This window comes from Mediterraneibacter butyricigenes, from assembly GCF_003574295.1.
Lineage (GTDB): Bacteria > Bacillota > Clostridia > Lachnospirales > Lachnospiraceae > Mediterraneibacter_A > Mediterraneibacter_A butyricigenes.
Genome location: NZ_BHGK01000001.1, coordinates 1,897,759 through 1,918,264 on the forward strand (window position 1 = coordinate 1,897,759; position 20,506 = coordinate 1,918,264).

Annotated in this window: 19 protein-coding genes; 16 read left to right on the forward strand and 3 right to left on the reverse strand. The window is 45.7% G+C overall.

Translation table 11 applies throughout. From position 1 onward, the window contains the following. Positions 1–64 precede the first annotated feature (64 nt). From KGMB01110_RS09350 to KGMB01110_RS09385, 8 genes are all read left to right on the forward strand, one after another. A complete protein-coding gene (locus KGMB01110_RS09350) occupies positions 65–652 on the forward strand; it encodes a histidine phosphatase family protein (RefSeq protein ID WP_119298112.1) in 588 nt (195 codons plus the stop codon). Beyond that, positions 649–2,424, forward strand: coding sequence for an adenosylcobinamide-phosphate synthase CbiB (gene cbiB, locus KGMB01110_RS15975; RefSeq protein WP_170141709.1), 1,776 nt, complete (start codon positions 649–651; stop codon positions 2,422–2,424). Before KGMB01110_RS09350 ends, cbiB begins: the two co-directional genes overlap by 4 nt. A gap of 95 nt (positions 2,425–2,519) precedes the next feature. Continuing rightward, positions 2,520–3,581, forward strand: coding sequence for a pyridoxal phosphate-dependent aminotransferase (locus tag KGMB01110_RS09360; RefSeq protein WP_119298113.1), 1,062 nt, complete (start codon positions 2,520–2,522; stop codon positions 3,579–3,581). After that, on the forward strand, positions 3,578–5,212 hold the full coding sequence (locus KGMB01110_RS09365; RefSeq protein ID WP_119298114.1) for a cobyric acid synthase: 1,635 nt from the start codon (positions 3,578–3,580) through the stop codon (positions 5,210–5,212). Before KGMB01110_RS09360 ends, KGMB01110_RS09365 begins: the two co-directional genes overlap by 4 nt. Further along, entirely contained in the window at positions 5,200–6,144 is a 945-nt protein-coding gene (locus KGMB01110_RS15625; RefSeq protein WP_119298115.1) for a bifunctional adenosylcobinamide kinase/adenosylcobinamide-phosphate guanylyltransferase, read from the forward strand. The genes KGMB01110_RS09365 and KGMB01110_RS15625 overlap by 13 nt, the downstream gene beginning before the upstream one ends. 153 nt (positions 6,145–6,297) lie before the next feature. Then, positions 6,298–6,936, forward strand: coding sequence for a precorrin-8X methylmutase (locus tag KGMB01110_RS09375; RefSeq protein ID WP_119299153.1), 639 nt, complete (start codon positions 6,298–6,300; stop codon positions 6,934–6,936). A gap of 22 nt (positions 6,937–6,958) precedes the next feature. Then, positions 6,959–7,492 (forward strand): precorrin-2 dehydrogenase/sirohydrochlorin ferrochelatase family protein, encoded by a 534-nt coding sequence (locus KGMB01110_RS09380; RefSeq protein WP_243112761.1) that lies wholly within the window; start codon positions 6,959–6,961, stop codon positions 7,490–7,492. Positions 7,493–7,559: 67 nt separating this feature from the next. Then, positions 7,560–8,141, forward strand: coding sequence for a xanthine phosphoribosyltransferase (locus KGMB01110_RS09385; protein WP_117888636.1), 582 nt, complete (start codon positions 7,560–7,562; stop codon positions 8,139–8,141). 176 nt (positions 8,142–8,317) lie between these two features. On the opposite strand, the gene KGMB01110_RS09390 is transcribed toward KGMB01110_RS09385, so the two are convergent. Then, positions 8,318–9,157, reverse strand: coding sequence for a DeoR/GlpR family DNA-binding transcription regulator (locus KGMB01110_RS09390; RefSeq protein ID WP_119298116.1), 840 nt, complete (start codon positions 9,155–9,157; stop codon positions 8,318–8,320). Positions 9,158–9,506: 349 nt separating this feature from the next. Here KGMB01110_RS09390 and KGMB01110_RS09395 point away from each other — a divergent pair, with 349 nt between their 5' ends. The 8 genes from KGMB01110_RS09395 (at position 9,507) to KGMB01110_RS09430 (ending at position 18,017) form a co-directional block, all read left to right on the forward strand. Next, entirely contained in the window at positions 9,507–10,265 is a 759-nt protein-coding gene (locus tag KGMB01110_RS09395) for a uroporphyrinogen decarboxylase/cobalamine-independent methonine synthase family protein (protein ID WP_243112762.1), read from the forward strand. A 228-nt stretch (positions 10,266–10,493) separates the two neighbouring features. Continuing rightward, positions 10,494–11,414 carry a dihydrodipicolinate synthase family protein gene (locus KGMB01110_RS09400; protein ID WP_119298117.1) on the forward strand — a complete coding sequence of 307 codons (921 nt, stop codon included), beginning with the start codon at positions 10,494–10,496 and terminating at the stop codon, positions 11,412–11,414. Positions 11,415–11,431: 17 nt separating this feature from the next. Further along, a complete protein-coding gene (locus KGMB01110_RS09405) occupies positions 11,432–12,520 on the forward strand; it encodes an NAD(P)/FAD-dependent oxidoreductase (protein ID WP_119298118.1) in 1,089 nt (362 codons plus the stop codon). A 27-nt stretch (positions 12,521–12,547) separates the two neighbouring features. Continuing rightward, entirely contained in the window at positions 12,548–12,865 is a 318-nt protein-coding gene (locus tag KGMB01110_RS09410) for a (2Fe-2S)-binding protein (RefSeq protein ID WP_117603980.1), read from the forward strand. Continuing rightward, positions 12,865–13,995, forward strand: a complete 1,131-nt coding sequence (locus KGMB01110_RS09415) for an NAD(P)/FAD-dependent oxidoreductase (RefSeq protein ID WP_119298119.1) — start codon at positions 12,865–12,867, stop codon at positions 13,993–13,995. Before KGMB01110_RS09410 ends, KGMB01110_RS09415 begins: the two co-directional genes overlap by 1 nt. Next, positions 13,985–14,836, forward strand: coding sequence for a (2Fe-2S)-binding protein (locus KGMB01110_RS09420; RefSeq protein WP_117888632.1), 852 nt, complete (start codon positions 13,985–13,987; stop codon positions 14,834–14,836). Before KGMB01110_RS09415 ends, KGMB01110_RS09420 begins: the two co-directional genes overlap by 11 nt. A gap of 74 nt (positions 14,837–14,910) precedes the next feature. Continuing rightward, the gene (locus KGMB01110_RS09425) at positions 14,911–16,410 is read left to right on the forward strand and encodes an alanine/glycine:cation symporter family protein (protein WP_198411022.1); all 1,500 of its coding nucleotides are present in this window, start codon (positions 14,911–14,913) and stop codon (positions 16,408–16,410) included. Positions 16,411–16,505: 95 nt separating this feature from the next. Further along, entirely contained in the window at positions 16,506–18,017 is a 1,512-nt protein-coding gene (locus tag KGMB01110_RS09430) for a xylulokinase (RefSeq protein WP_117603976.1), read from the forward strand. Positions 18,018–18,270: 253 nt separating this feature from the next. On the opposite strand, the gene KGMB01110_RS09435 is transcribed toward KGMB01110_RS09430, so the two are convergent. Together KGMB01110_RS09435 and KGMB01110_RS09440 are read right to left on the reverse strand one after the other, a co-directional pair. Beyond that, a complete protein-coding gene (locus tag KGMB01110_RS09435) occupies positions 18,271–19,083 on the reverse strand; it encodes a Cof-type HAD-IIB family hydrolase (protein ID WP_117888630.1) in 813 nt (270 codons plus the stop codon). Positions 19,084–19,109: 26 nt separating this feature from the next. Beyond that, positions 19,110–20,474 (reverse strand): UDP-N-acetylmuramoyl-tripeptide--D-alanyl-D-alanine ligase, encoded by a 1,365-nt coding sequence (locus KGMB01110_RS09440; protein WP_119298120.1) that lies wholly within the window; start codon positions 20,472–20,474, stop codon positions 19,110–19,112. Positions 20,475–20,506 lie beyond the last annotated feature (32 nt).

The following is a 20,506-nucleotide window of genomic DNA, read 5'->3' on the forward strand; positions in this document are numbered from 1 at the left end:
GGAACAGGATGGAAATGGGGTTGGATGGCAGGAATGCTTTGGCGAAATATAAGGAGATGGGTACGTGAAACTGATATTAATCCGACATTTTGTGGCAGAAGGAAATCTGCGTCACGCTTATATCGGACGGACGGATGATCCACTGGCAGACTGCCCGGAAAATGAGCGGTTAAGGCAAAAAGAATATCCGCAGGCAGAGGTGCTGGTGGCAAGTCCGTTGCTTCGCTGCCGACAGACAGCGGAATGGATCTATCATCGAAAGCCGGATATTGTGGCAGAAGAGTTGCAGGAAATGGATTTTGGGGAGTTTGAGAACAAGAACTATGAAGAACTGAAAGACGATCCAAGATACCGGGCATGGCTGGAATTAGAAGGAGAGGGAATTACGCCGGGCGGGGAGAACCGGGCGGATTTCATTTGCCGGACCAGGCGTGGCTTTCGGAAACTTTTGGAACAGTTGCTGGAAGAACGGGTGGACAGCGCAGCGGTGGTGGCACATGGCGGCACGATCATGGCGGTGCTGTCGGATTTGACCGGGAAGGAAGAGTCCTATTATGACTGGCAGGCAGAAAATGGCGGAGCCTATCTGCTGGAGATTGAACCGGAACGCTGGAAAATGGAAGGAAGACTGACGGAGTTGAGGAAATTATGACGGAATATTTTTTAGCTTGTGTGGCAGGTGCAGTACTGGATCTGATCTTTGGGGATCCGGTCTGGCTGTATCATCCGATCCGTATTATTGGAAACTGGATTGCATTTCTGGAAAAAGGAATTCGAAAACTGGCAGGAAATTCTGAGAAAAAATTAAAAATCGGAGGCGTGGTACTCTGGATTCTGACGGTGATCCCGGCATGGGGAATCCCGATGTTGTGCCTGATGCTGGCGGGAAAGGTGCACCCGGTACTGAAACTGTTGTTGGAAGTGTTCTGGTGCGGACAGATTTTTGCGGCAAAATCCCTCTATCAGGAGAGTATGCGGGTTTATCATTGCCTGAAACGAGACAGACTTGAGGCGGCACGAAAAGTCGTGGCGCGGATCGTGGGCAGAGATACCGAAGCGTTGACGGCGGAAGGAGTGGCAAAGGCTGCCGTAGAGACGGTAGCGGAAAATACATCCGATGGGATCATTGCACCGCTGTTTTACCTGTTGATCGGTGGAGTTCCGTTAGGATTTGCCTACAAAGCCGTCAATACACTGGATTCCATGGTGGGATATAAGGATGATACTTATCGTGCGATCGGTTGGGCCAGCGCAAAACTGGATGATCTCTTTAACTGGATCCCGGCGAGGTTGTCGGGGCTTCTGATGATTCTGGCGGCCTTCCTTTTACGGCTGGATGGAAAAGGGGCCTGGAAGATTTTCAAAAGGGACAGGAGAAAACATGCCAGTCCGAATTCAGCGCAGACAGAGTCGGTGTGTGCCGGAGCTTTGGGAGTCCGGCTTGCCGGAGATGCCTGGTACTTTGGAAAACTTTATCCGAAAGCCTATATCGGAGACGAGAAGAGAAAAGTGGAAGCAGAAGATATCAAACGGGCGAACTATCTGATGTTTGCTACCGAATTTCTGATGTTTTTGCTGGCAGCCATTCTGCTGGTCGGTGGATTACAGGTGAAATTCTCGATTCGGGAGCGGATGGCAATTCAGGAAGAAAAGGAAGAAAGCCAAAAGGCAGCCGATCAGACCTTGACATTTCGGGATGCCTCCGGCAAGGATTATCGAATGAAAATAGATCCGTCGGTGGAAAAACATTCCTATGACTGGTCATATCTGTCCGGGGACGGAAGAGAAAAGGAGTACAGCGGAGACAAAAATTATCGTGTGAAAAAGGGAATCGATGTATCCGCCTATCAGGGAACGATCGACTGGGAAAAAGTAAAGGCAGACGGGATCGATTTTGTCTTTCTGCGGCTGGGCTATCGGGGCTATGCCGAAGAGGGGACGCTGAATGAGGATGAGAAGTTTGAAGAGAATCTGAAAGGCGCGAAGGACGCAGGACTGAAAGTCGGTGTATATTTCTTCTCCCAGGCGACCACGAAAAAAGAAGCGGAAGAAGAGGCAGCCTTTGTAAAGAAACTGCTTGGCAAGACTAAACTGGATCTTCCGGTGATCTATGATCCGGAGCGGATTTCGGCGGAAGAAGCAAGAACCGATGAAATCACGGGAAAAGATTTTACAGGGTTTGCCCTTGCATTTTGCGGAAAAATAGAAAAGGCAGGATATGAAGCCGGAATCTACAGCAACATGTACTGGGAAGCGTTTGAGTTTGATCTGGCGCAGTTGGAAGAATATCCGATCTGGTATGCGGATTACGAAGATACACCGCAGACACCATATCGTTTTACATTCTGGCAGTATTCAGAAGAGGGAACCGTGGATGGAATCGATGGACCGGTGGATCTGGATCTCTGGTTTCAGGAGAAGTAAGGTTGATTTTATGGAAACAGACAAGAATCCTGTAAGAAGAGAAAAAGCGGAGTTGATATAAGAAAAACAGAGATAGTTGGGAAAGGAGGGAGCAAATGGAATATTTACATGGCGGAGATATAGAAGCATATTCACAGGAAAATATGTTGGATTATTCGGTAAATATCCATCCCTTTGGCCCGTGCCCGGAAGTGGTGGAGACGGTGATTCAGTCGGTTCGGACGCAAACGTCACGTTATCCGGATCCATTTTGCCGGAAATTAAGGAAACGGCTGGCAAACCGCTGGGAGATTCCGGAGAAAAGCCTGATTCTGGGGAATGGAGCGGCGGAACTGATTTTTCTGTTGGTACAGACCTTACGTCCGAAGAAGGGATTCCTGATCGCACCATCCTTTGCGGAGTACCGAAGAGCGCTGGAGAGCGTGAAATGTGAGATTCGCTGGTTTGAACTGGAGGAGGAGAAAGAGTTCCGATTGACGAAAGATTATCTGAATGGATTGACGGAAGATCTGGAGATCGCATTTTTATGTTCGCCGGACAATCCGTCGGGACAGCGGATTCCGGAGAAATTGTTGGATCAGATCATTGAAAAATGTGAGAAACAGAAGATCTTTCTGGTGCTAGATGAAAGTTTTCTGGAATTTACAGAACAGGGAAGACGTTGGAGCAAATGCGCCTGGGCCGCAGAACATCCGGGGATTCTGGTTCTGAGAAGTTTTACGAAAATACAGGGAATTCCGGGATTGCGTCTGGGCTACGGTGTTTCCGGCGACAGCAGGCTAGCAGAAGCTATGGAAGGAAAGAGACAGCCTTGGAGTGTATCGACGGTGGCACAGGCTGCAGGAATCGCCAGTCTGGAGTACGGAGAGGAGTGGGCTCAAAAAGCCAGAAATCTGATCCGGGAAGAAAAACCAAGACTGGAAGCGGCACTTGAAAAGAGTGGAATGAAAGTCTACCCGGGAGAGGCAGATTTCCTGTTTTTCAGAGGAAGGGAAGATTTACAGGAAAGACTTCTGGGAAAAGGAATCCTGATCCGGGACTGCAGCGATTATCCGGGACTTTCCAAAGGATATTTCCGGATTGCCGTAAAGAAACCGGAGGAAAATGAAAGACTGATACAGGCACTGGAAGAAATCGGGAAAGAGGACAACGGATGAAAAGAAAAGCAAAACCGATCATGATACAGGGAACCATGTCAAATGTGGGGAAAAGTGTGCTGGCAGGAGGACTCTGCCGGGTGTTGGTGCAGGATGGATACAGGACAGCACCGTTTAAATCTCAGAACATGGCGTTGAATTCCTATATTACAGAAGAAGGTCTGGAGATGGGACGGGCGCAGGTGATGCAGGCGGAAGCTGCAAAGATCCGACCGTTGGCATGTATGAATCCGATCCTTTTGAAACCGACCAATGATACCGGATCTCAGGTGATTTTAAATGGCGAAGTAAAAGGGGTGATGGCGGCACGGGAATACTATCGCCATAAAAAGGAATATATCCCACATATTATGAAGGCATATCAGCAGTTGGAAGAGGCATTTGATGTGATCGTGATCGAGGGGGCCGGTTCGCCGGCGGAAATCAATCTGAAACAGGACGATATCGTCAACATGGGCATGGCGAAGATGGCGGATGCACCGGTACTTCTGGCAGCAGATATCGACCGTGGCGGAGTGTTTGCACAATTGGTAGGAACCATGGAACTTTTGGAAGAAGAGGAACGAAGTCGGGTAAAAGGTGTGATCATCAATAAATTCCGGGGCGATAAAGAAATCCTGCGACCGGGTCTGGAAATGCTGGAAGAAAAAATCCATGTTCCGGTACTGGGGGTTGTGCCCTATTTTTATCTGGACATTGATGAAGAAGACAGCTTAAGTGAACGGTTCCGTGGGCAGAAAAAAGAAGGTGCGCTGTTGGATGTGGCGGTGATTCGTTTTCCGAGAATCTCCAATTTTACAGATCTGATGCCCTTGGAAGAGTCAGAACTGATCAATCTTCGCTATGTATCGTCGCCGGAAGCATTTGGAGAACCGGATGCGGTGATACTCCCGGGCAGTAAAAATACGATTGCAGATCTCAGATGGATGCGCCAGAATGGACTGGAAGCGAAGCTCTTAAAACATGTGTCTCGTGGAAATGCGGTGCTTGGAATCTGTGGCGGTTATCAGATGATGGGACAGAAAATTCTGGATGAATACAAGGTAGAAGGCGGCGGAACGATTCAGGGACTGGGGCTGCTTCCGATGGAGACTGCCTTTGAGGAAGAAAAAACCAGAACCAGAGTGCAGGGAACCTTTGGGCAGCTTCCGGAGTTCTGGAATGCGTTTGAAGGTGCACAGATCGAGGGGTATGAGATCCATATGGGCAGGACGGAAACGGAAGGCAAGCCTGTACTGGAACTCTGCGAAATGTATGAAAGAGGACGGAATGCACAATGGGGACAGGGGCAAATGGAAGAAAATTGCGAAAAGGGTCAGGCCCCAATGGAAGAAAACTGTGAAAAGGGTCAGGCCCCAATGCGGCAGCACAGCAAAACGGACGGTTGTGTGAAGAACAACTGTATGGGCTGTTATGTACACGGGTTCTTTGACGATGCAATGGTTGTGAAAGCATGGATCAAAACCTTGCTGAAACAGAAAGGATTGCCGGAGGACATGGAGATTCAGGTGCAGGATCAGAGTGCATATAAGGAAACCCAGTATGATCAATTGGCGGAAATCATGCGGGAAAATCTGGATATGGAAGCCATTTACCGGATCCTGGAAGGAGGCAGCGGATGTTCCATTTAATTACAGGGGGCAGTGGAAGTGGCAAGTCGGAGTATGCGGAATCAGAAGTGGAGCGGCTGGCGCATCTGACGGAAAGTGAAGAAAAATACTATATTGCAACCATGTTTCCTTATGGAGAAGAAACCTTACAGAAGATCCGGCGGCATCAGCAGATGCGGACAGGGAAGGGCTTTGTTACATTAGAGTGTTACACCGATTTGTATCGGTTGGCTGCTTCAGATCCATTTTTAGGCGAACCATCAAAACGTCCGACGGTTCTATTGGAATGTATGTCCAATCTTTTGGCAAATGAATGTTATATGGAATCCGGCGCGCAAGCACGGGAACTAGATCCTGTGGGGGAAATCGAGAAAGGAATGGAAACCCTGCTCCGGTGCTGTGAACATGTAGTGGTGGTGACGAACGAAGTCTTTTCAGATATCCCGGTGGAAAGCAAAGAAATGAAAAGTTATCTGGAGTATCTGGGCAAGATCAATCAGTGGATGGCGAAGCGAGCGGATCAGGTGACGGAAGTTGTGTATGGAATTCCGTTGAAAAGGGAAATAAGTGGAGAAAATGGAGGAAAAGGGATGCGGATGTACATCGGTGGTGCATATCAGGGGAAATTATCTTATGCAAAACAGCAAAATCCGGACATAAAGTGGAGAGACGGTGCATCCTGCACCCTGGAAGAACTTCTGGAAGCGCAGGGAGTGTACCGATTCCAGGAATTTATCCGAAAGCATATGGAAATCGAGGATCTGGCAGAGCAATTAATCCAGGAGAATCCGAGATCTGTGATCGTGACCGATGAGATTGGCTACGGACTGGTGCCTGTGGAAGAGGAAGCAAGAAATTTCAGGGAGCGGACGGGAAGAATCTGTACGAAGCTGGCAGCGCATTGTGAAAGAGTGGAGCGGATTGTCTGCGGAATTTCAACGAGAATTCGGTGAAAAAACCAGTGTAAGTCGAGGTAGGAAACCGAGACGGATTCGAAAATCGGAAGAAGAGACGATGAAAGACGAAAAGCTGTCATGAAAGGAAGCAGATGCAGTAAATCGGAAACGATGCAGCATAAAGTAAGAAACGCAGGAGGAAGAAAGGAAATGGAAATAGAATTGGAACGTGTCAAACCGGCGGAGATTGAAACGCGCAGCTTTGAAATCATTACGGAAGAACTGGGGGAGACAGGACTTTCAAAATTGATTCCTGGGACAGAACCTATTGTAAAACGTTGTATTCATACCAGTGCGGATTTTGATTATGCGAAGAATCTGCGTTTTTCCGAAGGCGTGGTGGACAAGGCATTAAATGCCCTGAGAAATGGAGCATCCATTGTAACAGATACGCAGATGGCGAAAGCAGGGATCAATAAACGAAAGCTGGCGCAATTCGGCGGGCAGGTATATTGCTTTATGTCGGATGAGGATGTGGCTGAAAAAGCAAAAGCAATGGGGACGACCCGGGCAACTGCCAGTATGGAAAAGGCAGCAGAGATCAAAGAACCGTTGATCTTCGCAGTAGGAAATGCACCGACTGCGCTGGTAAAACTCTACGAATTGATTCAGGAGAAACGACTGGCTCCGGAACTGATCATCGGGGTTCCGGTGGGATTTGTCAATGTGGTTCAGTCGAAAGAGTTGATCCTTTCTCTGACGGATACACCGTATATCGTGGCTCAGGGACGAAAAGGAGGAAGCAATATTGCAGCCTGTATCTGCAATGCATTGCTTTATATGCTGTAAGATGGGAAAGCAGGAGAGAAATTTGGAGAAAAAACAAAAGCCGTATTTTCCGATGTTTGTGAATCTATCGGAACAACAGATCCTCTGTATCGGAGGCGGAACGATTGCGGCAAGACGGATTCGGACGTTGACAAGATTTACAGATCATCTGATCGTGATGGCACCGGAAATCTGCGAAGAGATGAGAGAACTCCTGGAGCAGTTTCCGATTATGTGGATTCAAAAGAAACTGAAAGCGGAAGAAGTTATTGCGATAGAAAATGGGATTCATGAAAAATCAGCAGAAATAAATGGATGTGAGAAAACAGATTTAAATTTTCAGGATATATACATGGTGCTGGCCACTACCAATGATGATGAGTTGAATCATGTGATCGTGAAAGCATGTAAAGAACGGGGGATTCTGGTGAATACCTGTGATGATAAGTCGCAGTGCGACTTTTATTTTCCGGCAGTGACGGAAATAGATGGAATTGTGATCGGTCTCAATTCCGGTGGAAAAGATCCCAAAAAAGTAAGGGAAGTCCGACAGAAGATTGAAAAGATGAAGTGTTGACGGAATCCTGTGTCACTGGTACAATAAGAGACAAAATATATCAAGAAATACAGGAAGGACAAAGGAAATGAATTTCTTAGAAGAACGTATTTTAAAAGACGGAATTGTAAAAGAAGGAAATGTATTAAAGGTAGATAGTTTCTTAAATCACCAGATGGATATTGACTTGTTCAACCAGATTGGAGAAGAGTTTAAGAAGAGATTTGAAGGAAAGAAGATCGACAAGATCCTGACCATTGAAGCATCCGGAATCGGAATCGCCTGTATCGTAGCGCAGCATTTTCATGTACCGGTAGTGTTTGCAAAGAAAGCAAAAAGCATCAATCTGGAAGGGGAGATGTATGTGGCAGAAGTTGAGTCTTTTACCCATAAGACGAAGAATCAGGTGATCGTAGCGCAGAAGTTCTTAAACGAAGGAGAGCATGTGCTTCTGATCGATGATTTCCTGGCAAACGGATGTGCCTTACAGGGACTGATCCAGCTGGTGAACCAGGCCGGTGCAGAGGTAGAAGGAATCGGAATCGTCATTGAGAAAGGATTCCAGACCGGTGGCCGTGTGATCCGAAATATGGGATATCAGTTAGAGTCTCTTGCAATCGTGGAAAGCATGGACAGCGAGAAGAATGAAATTCATTTCCGTGAACAATAAATAGAATCTTCTTCTTTTTTGATTTGCTAAGCATACGACAAAAAGATTCAGTGAACCTCTTTGAGTTAGAGTTATAGGAACACAACTTTAACTCCCGCCAAAGGAATGCACAAGGTAAGCGTAAGCGGTTCCCGTTGCAACCTTTTGCGGGAGGATAATGGTTTTATATACTGACATTATTCCGCAAGGATCACATCGATCCCTGCTTTTTTTAATGCAGAAATCTGGGCTTCATCTACGCCGGTGTCTGTGATAATATGTCCGATTTCCGGAAGGTTTACCACGTTGTCGAGATAAGGATGTACCTTAAATTTGGAGGAATCGGCCAAAATATAACAGGTCTCTCCGGAACGGCAGAGCGCACTTTCGGTGCGGGGGTCAAAATCCACGGAAGTGATACCCATGCGCAGATCGATGGAGTCGGCACCGTTGTAAACTTTGTCTACGTGAATTTCTTTAAAGAAGTTTTCGGCAGTCAGCCCCCGGCAGGCGCTGTTACGTTTCATGATCCAGCCGCCTGACACATAAATAGTGATGCCATCATCGTTCAGCAATTCATAAGCGATAGGAATGGAATCAGTTACGACGGTCAGATCCTGTTTGCCATGAAGCATGGTTGCCATCAGATAAAGGGTGGTTCCGCTTCCGAGGCAGATGTAATCGCCGTCTTCTACGGTAGCAGCAGCGGAGGCAGCAATCTTTAATTTTTCTTCCCGGTGTGCGATGTTCATATAATCGCGATGGTGGGTGGCGGAGCGGTCTTCTTTATTATCTAAGATGGCACCACCGTGAGTTCGCTTTAACAATCCTTTGTCCTGCATTTTTTGAAGTAGGATTCGGGCGGTAGAAGGAGAAATGCTTAACATATCAGTTACGTCCCCGACCCGGATGCTTCCCTGATTTTGCAGAAAATTCATAATAATTTCTTCGCGCTCCTCGGAAAACCGAGGGGCGTTTGTATTGTTAGAAGTTGTTGCAGTTGAAACGGGTGTGTTTGAAGTTGATGTCTGATTCATAGAGGTCCTTTCTGAACTGTTCTTCTGAGATTCGGTATCTTTCTATTCTAAGTGCTTCTATTTGGGGTGAAAAATCATGATAGAATGATTTTTCTTAAAGTTTATTCTTATAAATTCATTATAAGCGAAAATGTTTACGAGTACAAGAATAACGTTAAGAAGTTGTTAAAAACAATTATAAACAATTGTTGTATTTTTTTGCAAATGTTAAAAAATAAACAAAAACAAGCAAAAATAATGATTTTGATTGTGTAAAATAAACAAAAAAGATGAATGCTAATTATGATAAACGACGAAAACGATTGAAAACGATTAAAAACGATTGCAAATGATGATTTGCGGTGATAGTATGATGGCAAGAAAAGAAATGAAACATAAAAACGAGAACAGAAAGACAGATCAGCAAAGAAAAATGAAAAAGGAGGAAGAAGAGATGACACCGGAACTGATCATTATGCTGACGAATCATGACATTACCGTCAGCAATGCGGAAGAGGTTTTTGAAAGCTGTAAAGACCTTCCGGCAAAGAAATGGGGCTTCAAAGACGTAGGGCTTCCGAAGGAAGAGATGAAGCGTCTGGCGGAAAAGATGAAAGAAGCCGGAAAAGAAACGTATATGGAAGTAGTGACCTACACAGAGGAAGAGTGCCTGGAAAGCGCAAAACTTGCTTATGAATGTGGATTTGATCATCTGACAGGAACGATTCCTTTTGATTCCATTTTCGATTATGCGAAAGAAAAAGGATTGAAATATTCTCCTTTCTGCGGAGAGGTTGGAGGAAGTCCGGTGGAATTGAAAGGAAGCATAGAAGAAGTCGTAGCTTCTGCAAAAGCATGCATTGAAAAAGGTGCCGAGGGAATTGATCTGACTTCTTACCGCTATACGGACGGAGATCCGCTGGAACTGACAAAAGCAGTTGTGGAAGCGGTAGGCGCTGATAAAGTCTGTATCGCCGGAAGCATAGGAAATACCGGGCGGATGGATGAAATGCAAGAAGCGGGAGTTGCCGAATATACCATGGGAAGCGCCCTGTTCCAGGCAAATTTCGTAAAGGATGGAAGCTTCCGGGAAAATCTGGAGTTTGTGCTGAATTATCTTGCTAAATAAACAGAAGCATATGGAATGCATGGAACGGCACTTCGAAAAGCAGAAGTATTTTAAGCAAAATAGAGAAAATAAACAATAACAGGAAAACGATAAAAGTAATCACACAGAGAAAACAAACAAAAAGCAGCAAAGCAGTAAAACGTAACAAAAAATCACACACCAAAAACACAGAACAAAAGTAACACTGTAACAGGAAAAGAAAATCAAACAAGAAAAGGAGAATGAAAAATGAGCTTAGACAAATTTACACATGTATTTCCGGCGATGGTAACTCCAATGAACGAAGACGGAAGCTTCAACTATGAAGTAGCAAAGAAACATATCGACTGGATGATGGACAACGGAATCGGTGGAATCGGCGTATTGATGGCTTCCGGAGAATATCAGAGTGTGACACTGGAGGAGCACAAAGCTTACGTAAATGAGATCGTTCCTTATGTAAAAGCAAAAGGTGGATCCGTAATCGTCGGATGTTCCAGAGAGCGTGTAGAAGATGCCTGCGAACTGATGAACAATGCATATAAGGCAGGTGCAGATGCTGCCATGGTACTTCCGTCCTTCTATTATCATCAGTCCCAGGAAGAAATCATCGACCATTATACTTATTTAAATGACAATTCTGATCTGGACATCATGGTATATAATAATCCGAACGTTACATCCGGAATCAGCAAAGAAACCATGCAGACACTTTACAAACTGCCACATGTAAAGATCGTAAAAGATGCATCGATGGTCATCGATGTGATGACAGACTTTATCTTTGATGCAGAAAAAGCAGAAGAAGACAAAGGTGTTCTATGCGGATGTGATTACCTGCTCTATCAGGCGTATGCAACCGGAGCAATCGGATGGATCAGCATGACAGCTAACATTTTACCGAAACTGTCCGCTGACTTCCACCATGCAATGATCGTGGAAAAGGATTACCAGAAAGGTCTGGAGCTCTACAAACAGCTTTATCCGGTAGTAAATATGACAGAGCGTTTCCCGAAACCGACACAGGCAGTGAAATATATTCTTCAGGAAGTATACGGATTTGAAGAAGGAATCTGCCGTCGTCCGCGTCGTGGAATGAGCGAAGAAGAGAAGAAACTTGTGATCGAATGGAGCGAGATCGAGAGATTATCTAAAACAAATAAGAACTAAATAAGGAGGAGTTTCTCGTGAAAAAGACTGAGTATTTAGTGATCGGCGCGGGAATCGTAGGATGCAGTGCCGCCTATCTTCTGACAAAACAGGGCTGTAAGGTCACGATTGTCGATAAAAGCTATCCGTGTAACGAGGCGTCAGGTGTCAATGCTGGAGGAATGGAACTCCTCCAGCAGCCTCCGCAGTCACTTCCGGTACATATTTTGGCAGCAGAACTTTGGGATCAGTTCCAGAACCAGGACGAGATTGACGTTGGATATCACAGAACCGGTGGATTGTTCTGCGTATTGAAAGAAGAAGATTTACATCTGTTGGATGAACAGGCAGAGCGTTTTGCAAAGAATAATCTGCCGATCGAGCGGCTGAATCAGGAACAGGTGAAAGAAAAGATTCCTTATATCTGTGATAATGTGATCGCAGCGAATTTCAGTCCGATGTCCGGATATTCCAATCCATTGAAGGCCGGAGTTGCGATTCTGATGAAAGCAAAACAGCTTGGCTGTGAATTTTACGACCATCAGTTTGTAAAAGATATTAAACCGGCAGCGGATGGCAATGGTTACGTAGCATATACAGAGAATGAGGAATTTCAGGCAGAAAGAATTCTGATTACCGGTGGAATCCGTTCTCCGTGGTTGTTGGATGATATGGGCGTTCATATCGAACTGGAAGAAAAACATAATATGATTACGGTGACAGAAAAAGCACCGCATTTCATCGACTATACCATTACCACACCGACCATGACTATGAAGCAGACAGCAGAAGGTTCCATCCTGATTGGTGGAGGTCGGGAAGGATATGGAGATCTGAACCATAACGATAAGAGAAAAGATGTTTCTATCGACGGATTGTGCTTCAACGTAAAAGAGGCGCAGGACATCATTCCATCCATGAAGAAGTTGAATATTTTGAGAAGCTGGGCGGGATTTGAAGGATTTACACCGGAACGTCTTCCGTATATTGGAGAAGTAGAGAAGTATCCGGGTGTATATTATGCAGTGACCGGATTCTGCGGATACTGTATCGGACCGGGTGTTGCAGCACACGCTATCAAATGTATGAACGGCGAAGAATATTTTGATGTAAAAGATTACAGATAATGATAGGTGATGGAAGGAGAAGATGAGATGTCCAGAATAGAGAATCATATTATTTTGGGTGATCTTGAGGAAAAGAAGCAGGTTACACTGACAGTGGACGGCAAGCAGATCACCGCAGTAGAGGGAGAACCGATCCTTTCGGCTCTTCTGGCAAATGGAATCAAAGTAGCAAATATCAGTCCGAAGCATCATGAACCGAGAGGTTATTTCTGTGGAATCGGTCGTTGCACCAATTGTGTTATGACGGTTAACGGAGATCCGAATGTGAGGACTTGTATCACACCGGTAGAAGACGGTATGGTAGTAGAAACACAGGATGGTCTTGGAAAGTGGGAGGAGTCATAATGAGAAAAGAAGTAGAAATTCTGGTTATTGGCGCAGGACCCGCCGGACTTTCCGCAGCGATTGAAGCTGCAAAATACGGCGCAGATGTGCTGGTAGTCGATGAAAATGATAAACCGGGCGGACAGTTATTCAAACAGATCCACAAATTTTTCGGATCCCGCAGACACAAAGCCGGAGTTCGCGGTGTGGATATCGGGACCGGACTTTTGAAAGAGGTTCAGGATTTAGGCGTAGAAGTGATGTTAAATACAGTTGCTTACGGGATCTATCCAAACGGAGAAGGCGTAGCCCTTGCGGTCAATGGAGAAGAGGGAAGGATGGTTTATCCGAAAAAGGTCATCATGGCAACAGGAGCCGGAGAAAATCCGCTGGCGTTTCCGGGATGGACCCTTCCGGGAGTTGTAGGAGCCGGAGCAATTCAGACTATGATCAATGTACACCGTGTTCCTGTTGGAAAACGGGTATTGATGATCGGAAGCGGAAACGTAGGCCTGATCGTAACTTATCAGTTATTACAGGCAGGAATTGAAGTGGCAGGAATTGTGGAAGCAGCACCGCAGGTCGGAGGATATGGCGTACATTCTGCAAAAGTCAGAAGAGCCGGCGTTCCAATGTATACCGGACATACGGTATTGGAGGCTGTTCCGAATGAGGATATGACAGGTGTGATCGGAGCCGTGATTGCAGAGGTCGATGAGAAATTCCAGCCGATCAAAGGAACGGAACAGTTTGTGGAATGTGATACCATTGGAATTGCAGTAGGACTGACCCCGGATATCGCATTACCGTCAATGGCGGATGTAACGTTTGTCAATGCGGGAAGACTTGGTTCTCAGGTACCGATGCATGATCGGAACATGGAAACCACTAAAGAAGGAATTTATGTAGCCGGAGATTCTTCCGGGGTAGAAGAGGCATCTTCTGCAATCGAGGAAGGAAAACTGGCCGGAATTGCAGCAGCAGAAGCTCTTGGAAAAGTAGATGCAAAAGTGGCAAAAGAAGCAAAGGCTCAGGTCTGGGATTCCCTGAATCAGTTGAGAACGGGACCGTTTGGAGCAGGACGGCATGACGCAAAGGAAAAAATCATTGAAGAGATGGAAGAATGGAAGGTGAAAAACAATGCTTGCTAAGAATGGCTATTTAGATTTGGAAGAAATTATGGACATTCCTGGATTCCCGGGGCTGGAGACACTTGCAGGGAAAAAATGCGTTGTAGTAGAATGTAAGCAGAACATTCCATGTAATCCGTGCGAGGCAGCCTGTCCACATCATGCGATCACGATTGGGGAGCCAATCACCAATCTTCCGGTGGTAGATCCGGAAAAATGTATCGGCTGCGGTCTGTGTGTGGCACAGTGTCCCGGTCAGGCATGTTTCCTGGTAGATCAGTCCCATGAAGACTATGATACGGTGACTCTGCCCTATGAATATTATCCGCTTCCGGAAAAGGATCAGGAAGTTTATGGTCTGGGAAGAGATGGAAAATATTTGGTGAAAGCAACGGTAGTCCGTGTGGTCATGACGAAGATGAACGACCGCACAGCCGTGATTGAGATTAAGGTACCGAAGGGATTCGGAATGAAGGTTCGAAACATTTCTACGGACGGAAAAAGAATTGCCTCAGAGGATACCAATGAGAAACCGTCAGAAGAAGCATTGAAGCAGATCAATGAAGATCAGATGTATGTCTGCCGGTGTGAAGAGATCACGAAAGAAGAAGTGATCCAGGCAGTCCGTGCAGGAGCAACTAGTGTCAATGAAGTGAAGCGTCTGCTCCGTGCCGGAATGGGACTGTGTCAGGGAAGAAACTGTGCAAAAACGATTGAGCGAATCATTGCGCAGGAGCTTGGGGTAGCTCCTTCACAGGTGCCACAGGCAACCAAGAGAGGCCCGGTGCGTGCTATTAAGCTGACCGGATATACTTCCTTAGATATTGAGGCACAGGAAGAGATGTTTGAACATGACTGGTAAGAAACCATAAGGATGATTTCTAAAACCCGAAAAGGAGCGTAGGAGTGTGCTCTTTCGGGGGTGGGGGAAAACATATGAAGTTGAGCGATATTTTTGTGTATTTAAATAATCTGGTGTGGTCGAATCCGATTATCTTTCTGATTTTAGGATCCGCCATCTTTTATACCATTATCTTAAAAGGCGTGCAGGTAAGAAACTTAAAGCATCAGGTACAATTGTTATTTTCATCCAGTGATTCAGAAGCGGGAATTTCCCCATTCGCAACATTTTGTACGGTTATCGGATACCGTGTGGGGACTGCTAATGTAGCCGGTGTAGCGGTTGCAATCTGGAGTGGTGGTCCGGGAGCAGTGTTCTGGATGCTGATCACATCCATACTGGATACCGCAATTTCTTATGCAGAATGTGCACTTGGTCAGGTTTACAAGATTAAACAGGATGGAGAGTACAGAGGAGGAGCTTATTATTACATTCAAAGAGGTCTTGGCTTAAAACCGATTGCTTTGATCTATGCACTCCTGACACTGATCTGTGTGCCAATCCTGACGGTTGCACCTCATGCATTTTCCATTACCAGTGGATTTAAAAACAGTCTGGGAATTTCCCAGTATATCACAGGTGCGATTGTAGCAGTTCTTCTGTTCATCGTTATCTCCGGAGGAATCCGAAGAATCGCAAAGACCGCAGAGATGGTAGTTCCGTTTATGACCATTGGATTTGTCATTCTGACCATTATCGTCATCGTGATGCGGATCGGTGAAGTACCGGCAGCACTTAGTATGATCGTGAGCAGTGCATTCGGAACCAATGCAGTCTTCGGAGGACTGATGGGAACCGCAGTGTTGTGGGGAGTAAAGAGATCTGTAAACTCATCCGGAGCAGGAATGGGAGAAGCCGTACCGGCAGCATCCGCAACCGAGTGTTCTCATCCGGGTGTTCAGGGATTAGTGAATTCTTTCTCTGTATATATTGATGTATTCGTATGTATCTGTACTGCACTGATTATTATCCTGACAGATTGTTTTAACGTACAGGATACCGCAGGAAATATTATTCATGTAAGTGGCGGCTCCACAGCCATTGCAACCCAGGCTGCCGAACCTGGTATCGCATGGGCACAGGAAGCACTGAACAGTATTTTTCCGGGAGGAATCGGGGCTGTTGTTCTGGCGTTTTTCCTATTCTTCTTCGCATTTACAACTTTGTTGAACTACTACTATCAGGGTGAGACAGCTATTGCCTATATGCTGTATAACAAATCTCAGAAGACCAGAAAGACCGCAATCTGGGCGCTACGAATCGTGATGCCGATTGTATTTTTCTACTTCGCAATTCAGACTTCTTCTACCAGTTTCTCTTCCGGAGAACTTGGTGTAGGACTGATGGTATGGTTTAACGTGATCATTCTGCTGATCATGTCACCGACCATTAAGAAAGTCTTTGAGGATTACACCAGACAGCGGAAAGATGGCGTAGAGAAGCCGGTCTTTAATCCGGAGAAGCTTGGAATTAAAAATGCAGATATCTGGATGGAGATCAATAAAGATGCCATTGAGGCAGAAAATAATAAGTAGAGTAAAATAAGAAATATATTCAAGTTGAATGTGAGGGATATTTTCTGGATAAATGTTCGGGAAGTATCCCGTAAGAAAGAAGGGCAGGTGAGAACATGAGACATATTCTTGGAATCGATATCGGTACGACTGCAATCAAAGCAGCAGTGATCGGGGAAGACGGAAAAGTATATGGAGAGGAAACTTCGGAATATGTACTGACGACATTACCTTCCGGGGAAGTGGAAGCGGATCTGAAACTCTATGAGGATGCTTTTGCAGGTGCCATCAGAGGTGCAGTGAAGAATTCCGGCATGGATAAAAAGGATATAAAATGTGTAGGATTTTCATCCACCGCAGAAACCTGCGTATTTCTGGATGAAAAGAATCAGCCTCTTTGTAAAGTAATCGCTTGGATGGATACAAGGGGAACGAAAGAGGCACAATATTTATCCGAACATTTTGAGAAGAAAGATATTATCAGCAAAGTGGGATTCGACGATTTCTATGCAATCCATCCGATCAGCAAGATTCTGGCGGTGAAAAATAAATCACCGGAGATCTTTGAAAAGACCAGAATGTTTGCACAGATCAAAGACTATTTTGTCTACGTGCTTTCCGGTAAATTTATCACGGAAGATTCGGTGGCCAGTGATCATGGATTCTTTGATATTACGAATCGGTGTTACTGGAAGGAAATGCTGGATTTCATAGGAATCGATTCGAAGTATCTTCCGGAACTGGTAGAACCGGGACAGGAGATTGGAACGATTACCGCAGCAGCGGCAGAGACCTTTGGACTGGATCCGGATACCAGAATCAATGTAGGTGCATTTGATCAGGCGTGTGGTGCCATCGGTGCCGGAAATATCAAGCCGGGTATTGCATCAGAAAGCACGGGATCTGCGCTGGTAACGGTGGCAACGATTGATAAGTTGAGCGAAGATTCCACAGGAGAGGTACCGACGTTATGCAGCGGTATTCCGGGGAAATATATGTATCAGCCATATTGTACCGGTGCAATGATCACGAAGTGGTTCCGGGACGCATTTTGCGAGACAGAAAAACAGATCGAAAAGGAAACCGGTCTGAATGCATATACTCAGATGGATGACCTGGTGAAAGCGACGCCGCCGGGAGCGGACGGACTGATCATGCTTCCCTATTTTCAGGGATCCGGAATTCCGGAACTCAATGAGAAAGCCAGTGGTGTGTACTACGGAATCCATGCGGGACATACCAGGGGACATTTTATCAGGGCAATTATGGAAGGACTTGCCATTGCACTGAAAAGGATGTTGGAATGCGAGAAAGAACTGGGAGCTACCATGGACGAGATTCGATCTTTGGGTGGTGGTTCCAAATCAAAAGCATGGTGCCAGATCAAAGCAGATATTTTAGGAATTCCGGTTAAGGTAATCAAAAACAGCGGAAGTACGCCGTGCATGGGATGCGCGATTCTTGCCGGAGTGGCAAATGGAATCTGGCCATCAGTAGAAGAGGCAACAGAACGATTTGTAGAGATTGAAGAAACGTATGAACCTAATCCGGAAAATGCAGAAATCTATGCAGAAACTTACCGGAAATATGTAGAAATCTCGAAAGCCTTGAATCCGACCTTTTATTAAAAACATACTACCATAGGAACTCCTTTATATAGCAAAAACACAGCCGGTCTTTGGACAGGCTGTGTTTTTGATTGCCGGGTTATAGGACAAAGAGGTTCAGTGAACCATTTTTAGTTATCTACCGAGTTATAGTAATATAACTTTAACTCCCGCAAAAGGAATGCATAAGGCAAGCGTAAGCGGTTCCCGTAGCAACCTTTGGCGGATTGCATTTTATTGAAAATAAATCGATGTCGGAATAAAAGTGTCGGGACTAATCCCTCATAAACTCATTGATTACATGCAGCACCCCGTCATTATCGTTGGACTTGGTGATGTAATCTGCGATCTCCTTCAGAGCGCTCTGTGCATTTTCCATGGCAACGCCAAGACCGGCACATTCAATCATGGACAGGTCATTGAAGCCATCTCCGCAGCAGATCATTTCATTTACCGTCAGGTTCAGGCTTAAGAGCAGCTTTTTCAGGGAGTTTCCCTTGTCGATGTTCTGGGGCATGATCTCGATGAACCAGGGGTCGGAATTATAAATATTCAGGTAACCGTGGAAAGTATCCTGTAGTTCCTTTAAGATCGGAGCCACATCGATCGGTTCTCCGGTGACCAGCAGTTTGTTGATCGGAAAATCGATGGCATTTCCGAAATCCGGCTGGTGGACGATCGGCATGTGATTGATAAAGGATTCCAGTTCTGTATATTTGGTGGAAGTCAGACCGGAGAGGATGGTGTCGTTCTTGTAGGTGGCCAGATCCACCCGGGGATATTTTTTCACGATTTCGTAAATCGGTTTAACGACACGGTTCGGTAGTAGTTTGTTATAAATGATTTCCTGGGTTTTGCACTGACGGATACGTCCGCCGTTATAAGACAGGATGTAACTGCCGTATTTTTCCAATTGTAGTTCCTTTGCCAGCGGAAGAACTCCCTGTTCCGGACGACCGGAAGCCAGGACGACTTTCTTTCCATCTGCTTGAATTTCAAGAAGTGCGCGCTTAGTAGGTTCCGTGATTTCTTTTTTGGAATTGGTAAGGGTTCCGTCCAGATCCAGGACTAATAACTCATAGCTCATAAATTACCTCATTAACTTTTATAGTTCTACAATCTTTCGATAATTTCCGGGAATTCCATTCCGTGAGATGCTTTGACCAAAATAGTGTCGTTTTCTTTTATAATGTTGCTCATTTCGGCAAAAAATGCATCTTTGGAGTCAAAATGTAATGCAGTTCCCTTGAAATCCGGGACGGAAATGGCACCTTCATGGATTGCTTTGGAAAGTTCTCCGATGCTGATGATCAGATCAATGCCTTTCTGCGCGGCAAATTCGCCCACTTCCCGGTGAAGGGAACGTTCCTCTTTGCCCAGTTCAAACATATCGCCAAGGATGGCGACTTTCCGTGTATTGGCACAGGTCAGGACTTCCAGAGAAGCTTTCATGGAGACTGGATTGGCATTGTAGCAGTCATCCAGAATGGTCAGGCCATGTTTCTCGATCAGGTTATTTCGACCGGAAATCGGAACCAGGTTGGCAACGCCCTGACAGATTTCTTTGTCGGAAAGTCCGAGAGCCGCTCCCACGCAGACTCCGGCCAATGCATTGTAGACCATATGCGGTCCCGGAATCGGAATCGTCAGATCCAGGGTGCGTCCTTCCAGATGCACCTGACAGGCCGTTCCTTTTAAGCCAAGGCTCTGAATGTGGTCGGCATAGACTTCAAGCTGATCGTTTAGCCCGAAAAAGATCGGTTTAATCTGTTTATACTGTGTCACGGTGGAAAGTTTATCGTCATCTCCGTTTAAAATAATCGTACCGTTTGGGGTTATGAATCGGAACATATCAGTTTTCTCTTTCAGAATTCCATCCCGGCTTTTTAAGGCTTCTATATGCGCCAGTCCGATGTTGGAAATGACGCAGATGTCCGGCCGGGCAATCTTTGCCAGAGGCTCCATATCTCCGAAATGGCTGATCCCCATTTCAAGTACGGCAATCTGATGTTCTTCCCGAATGTTGAAAACAGTCAGGGGAAGCCCGATCTCGTTATTAAAGTTTCCTTCGGTTTTTAAAACCTTATATTTCTGGGACAGTACCGAAGCAATCATTTCTTTGGTACTGGTCTTTCCTACACTTCCGGTGATTCCCACAACTTTGATGTTTAAGGATTTTCGGTAATGTTCTGCCAGATCCTTTAGGGCCTGAAGTGAAGAATTTACCAGAATATAGGGATAGGAAGCTTCCTCGATCCGTTTTTCGGAAATGGCGCAGAGCGCACCTTTTTCCATGACCTGCGGAATGAAAACATGACCGTCCACTCTTGCACCGCGTACGGCAACAAAGAGAAATCCGGGTTCGACCTTCCTGCTGTCAATGGCGACGCCGGTTACTTCCTGATGATAAGCTTCTTCTGATCCGTAGTAGACACCACCGCAGGCTACGGCGATTTCTTTCAATGACATATGTTTCATAACGATTGTCCTCTATTTTATAAATTACATCA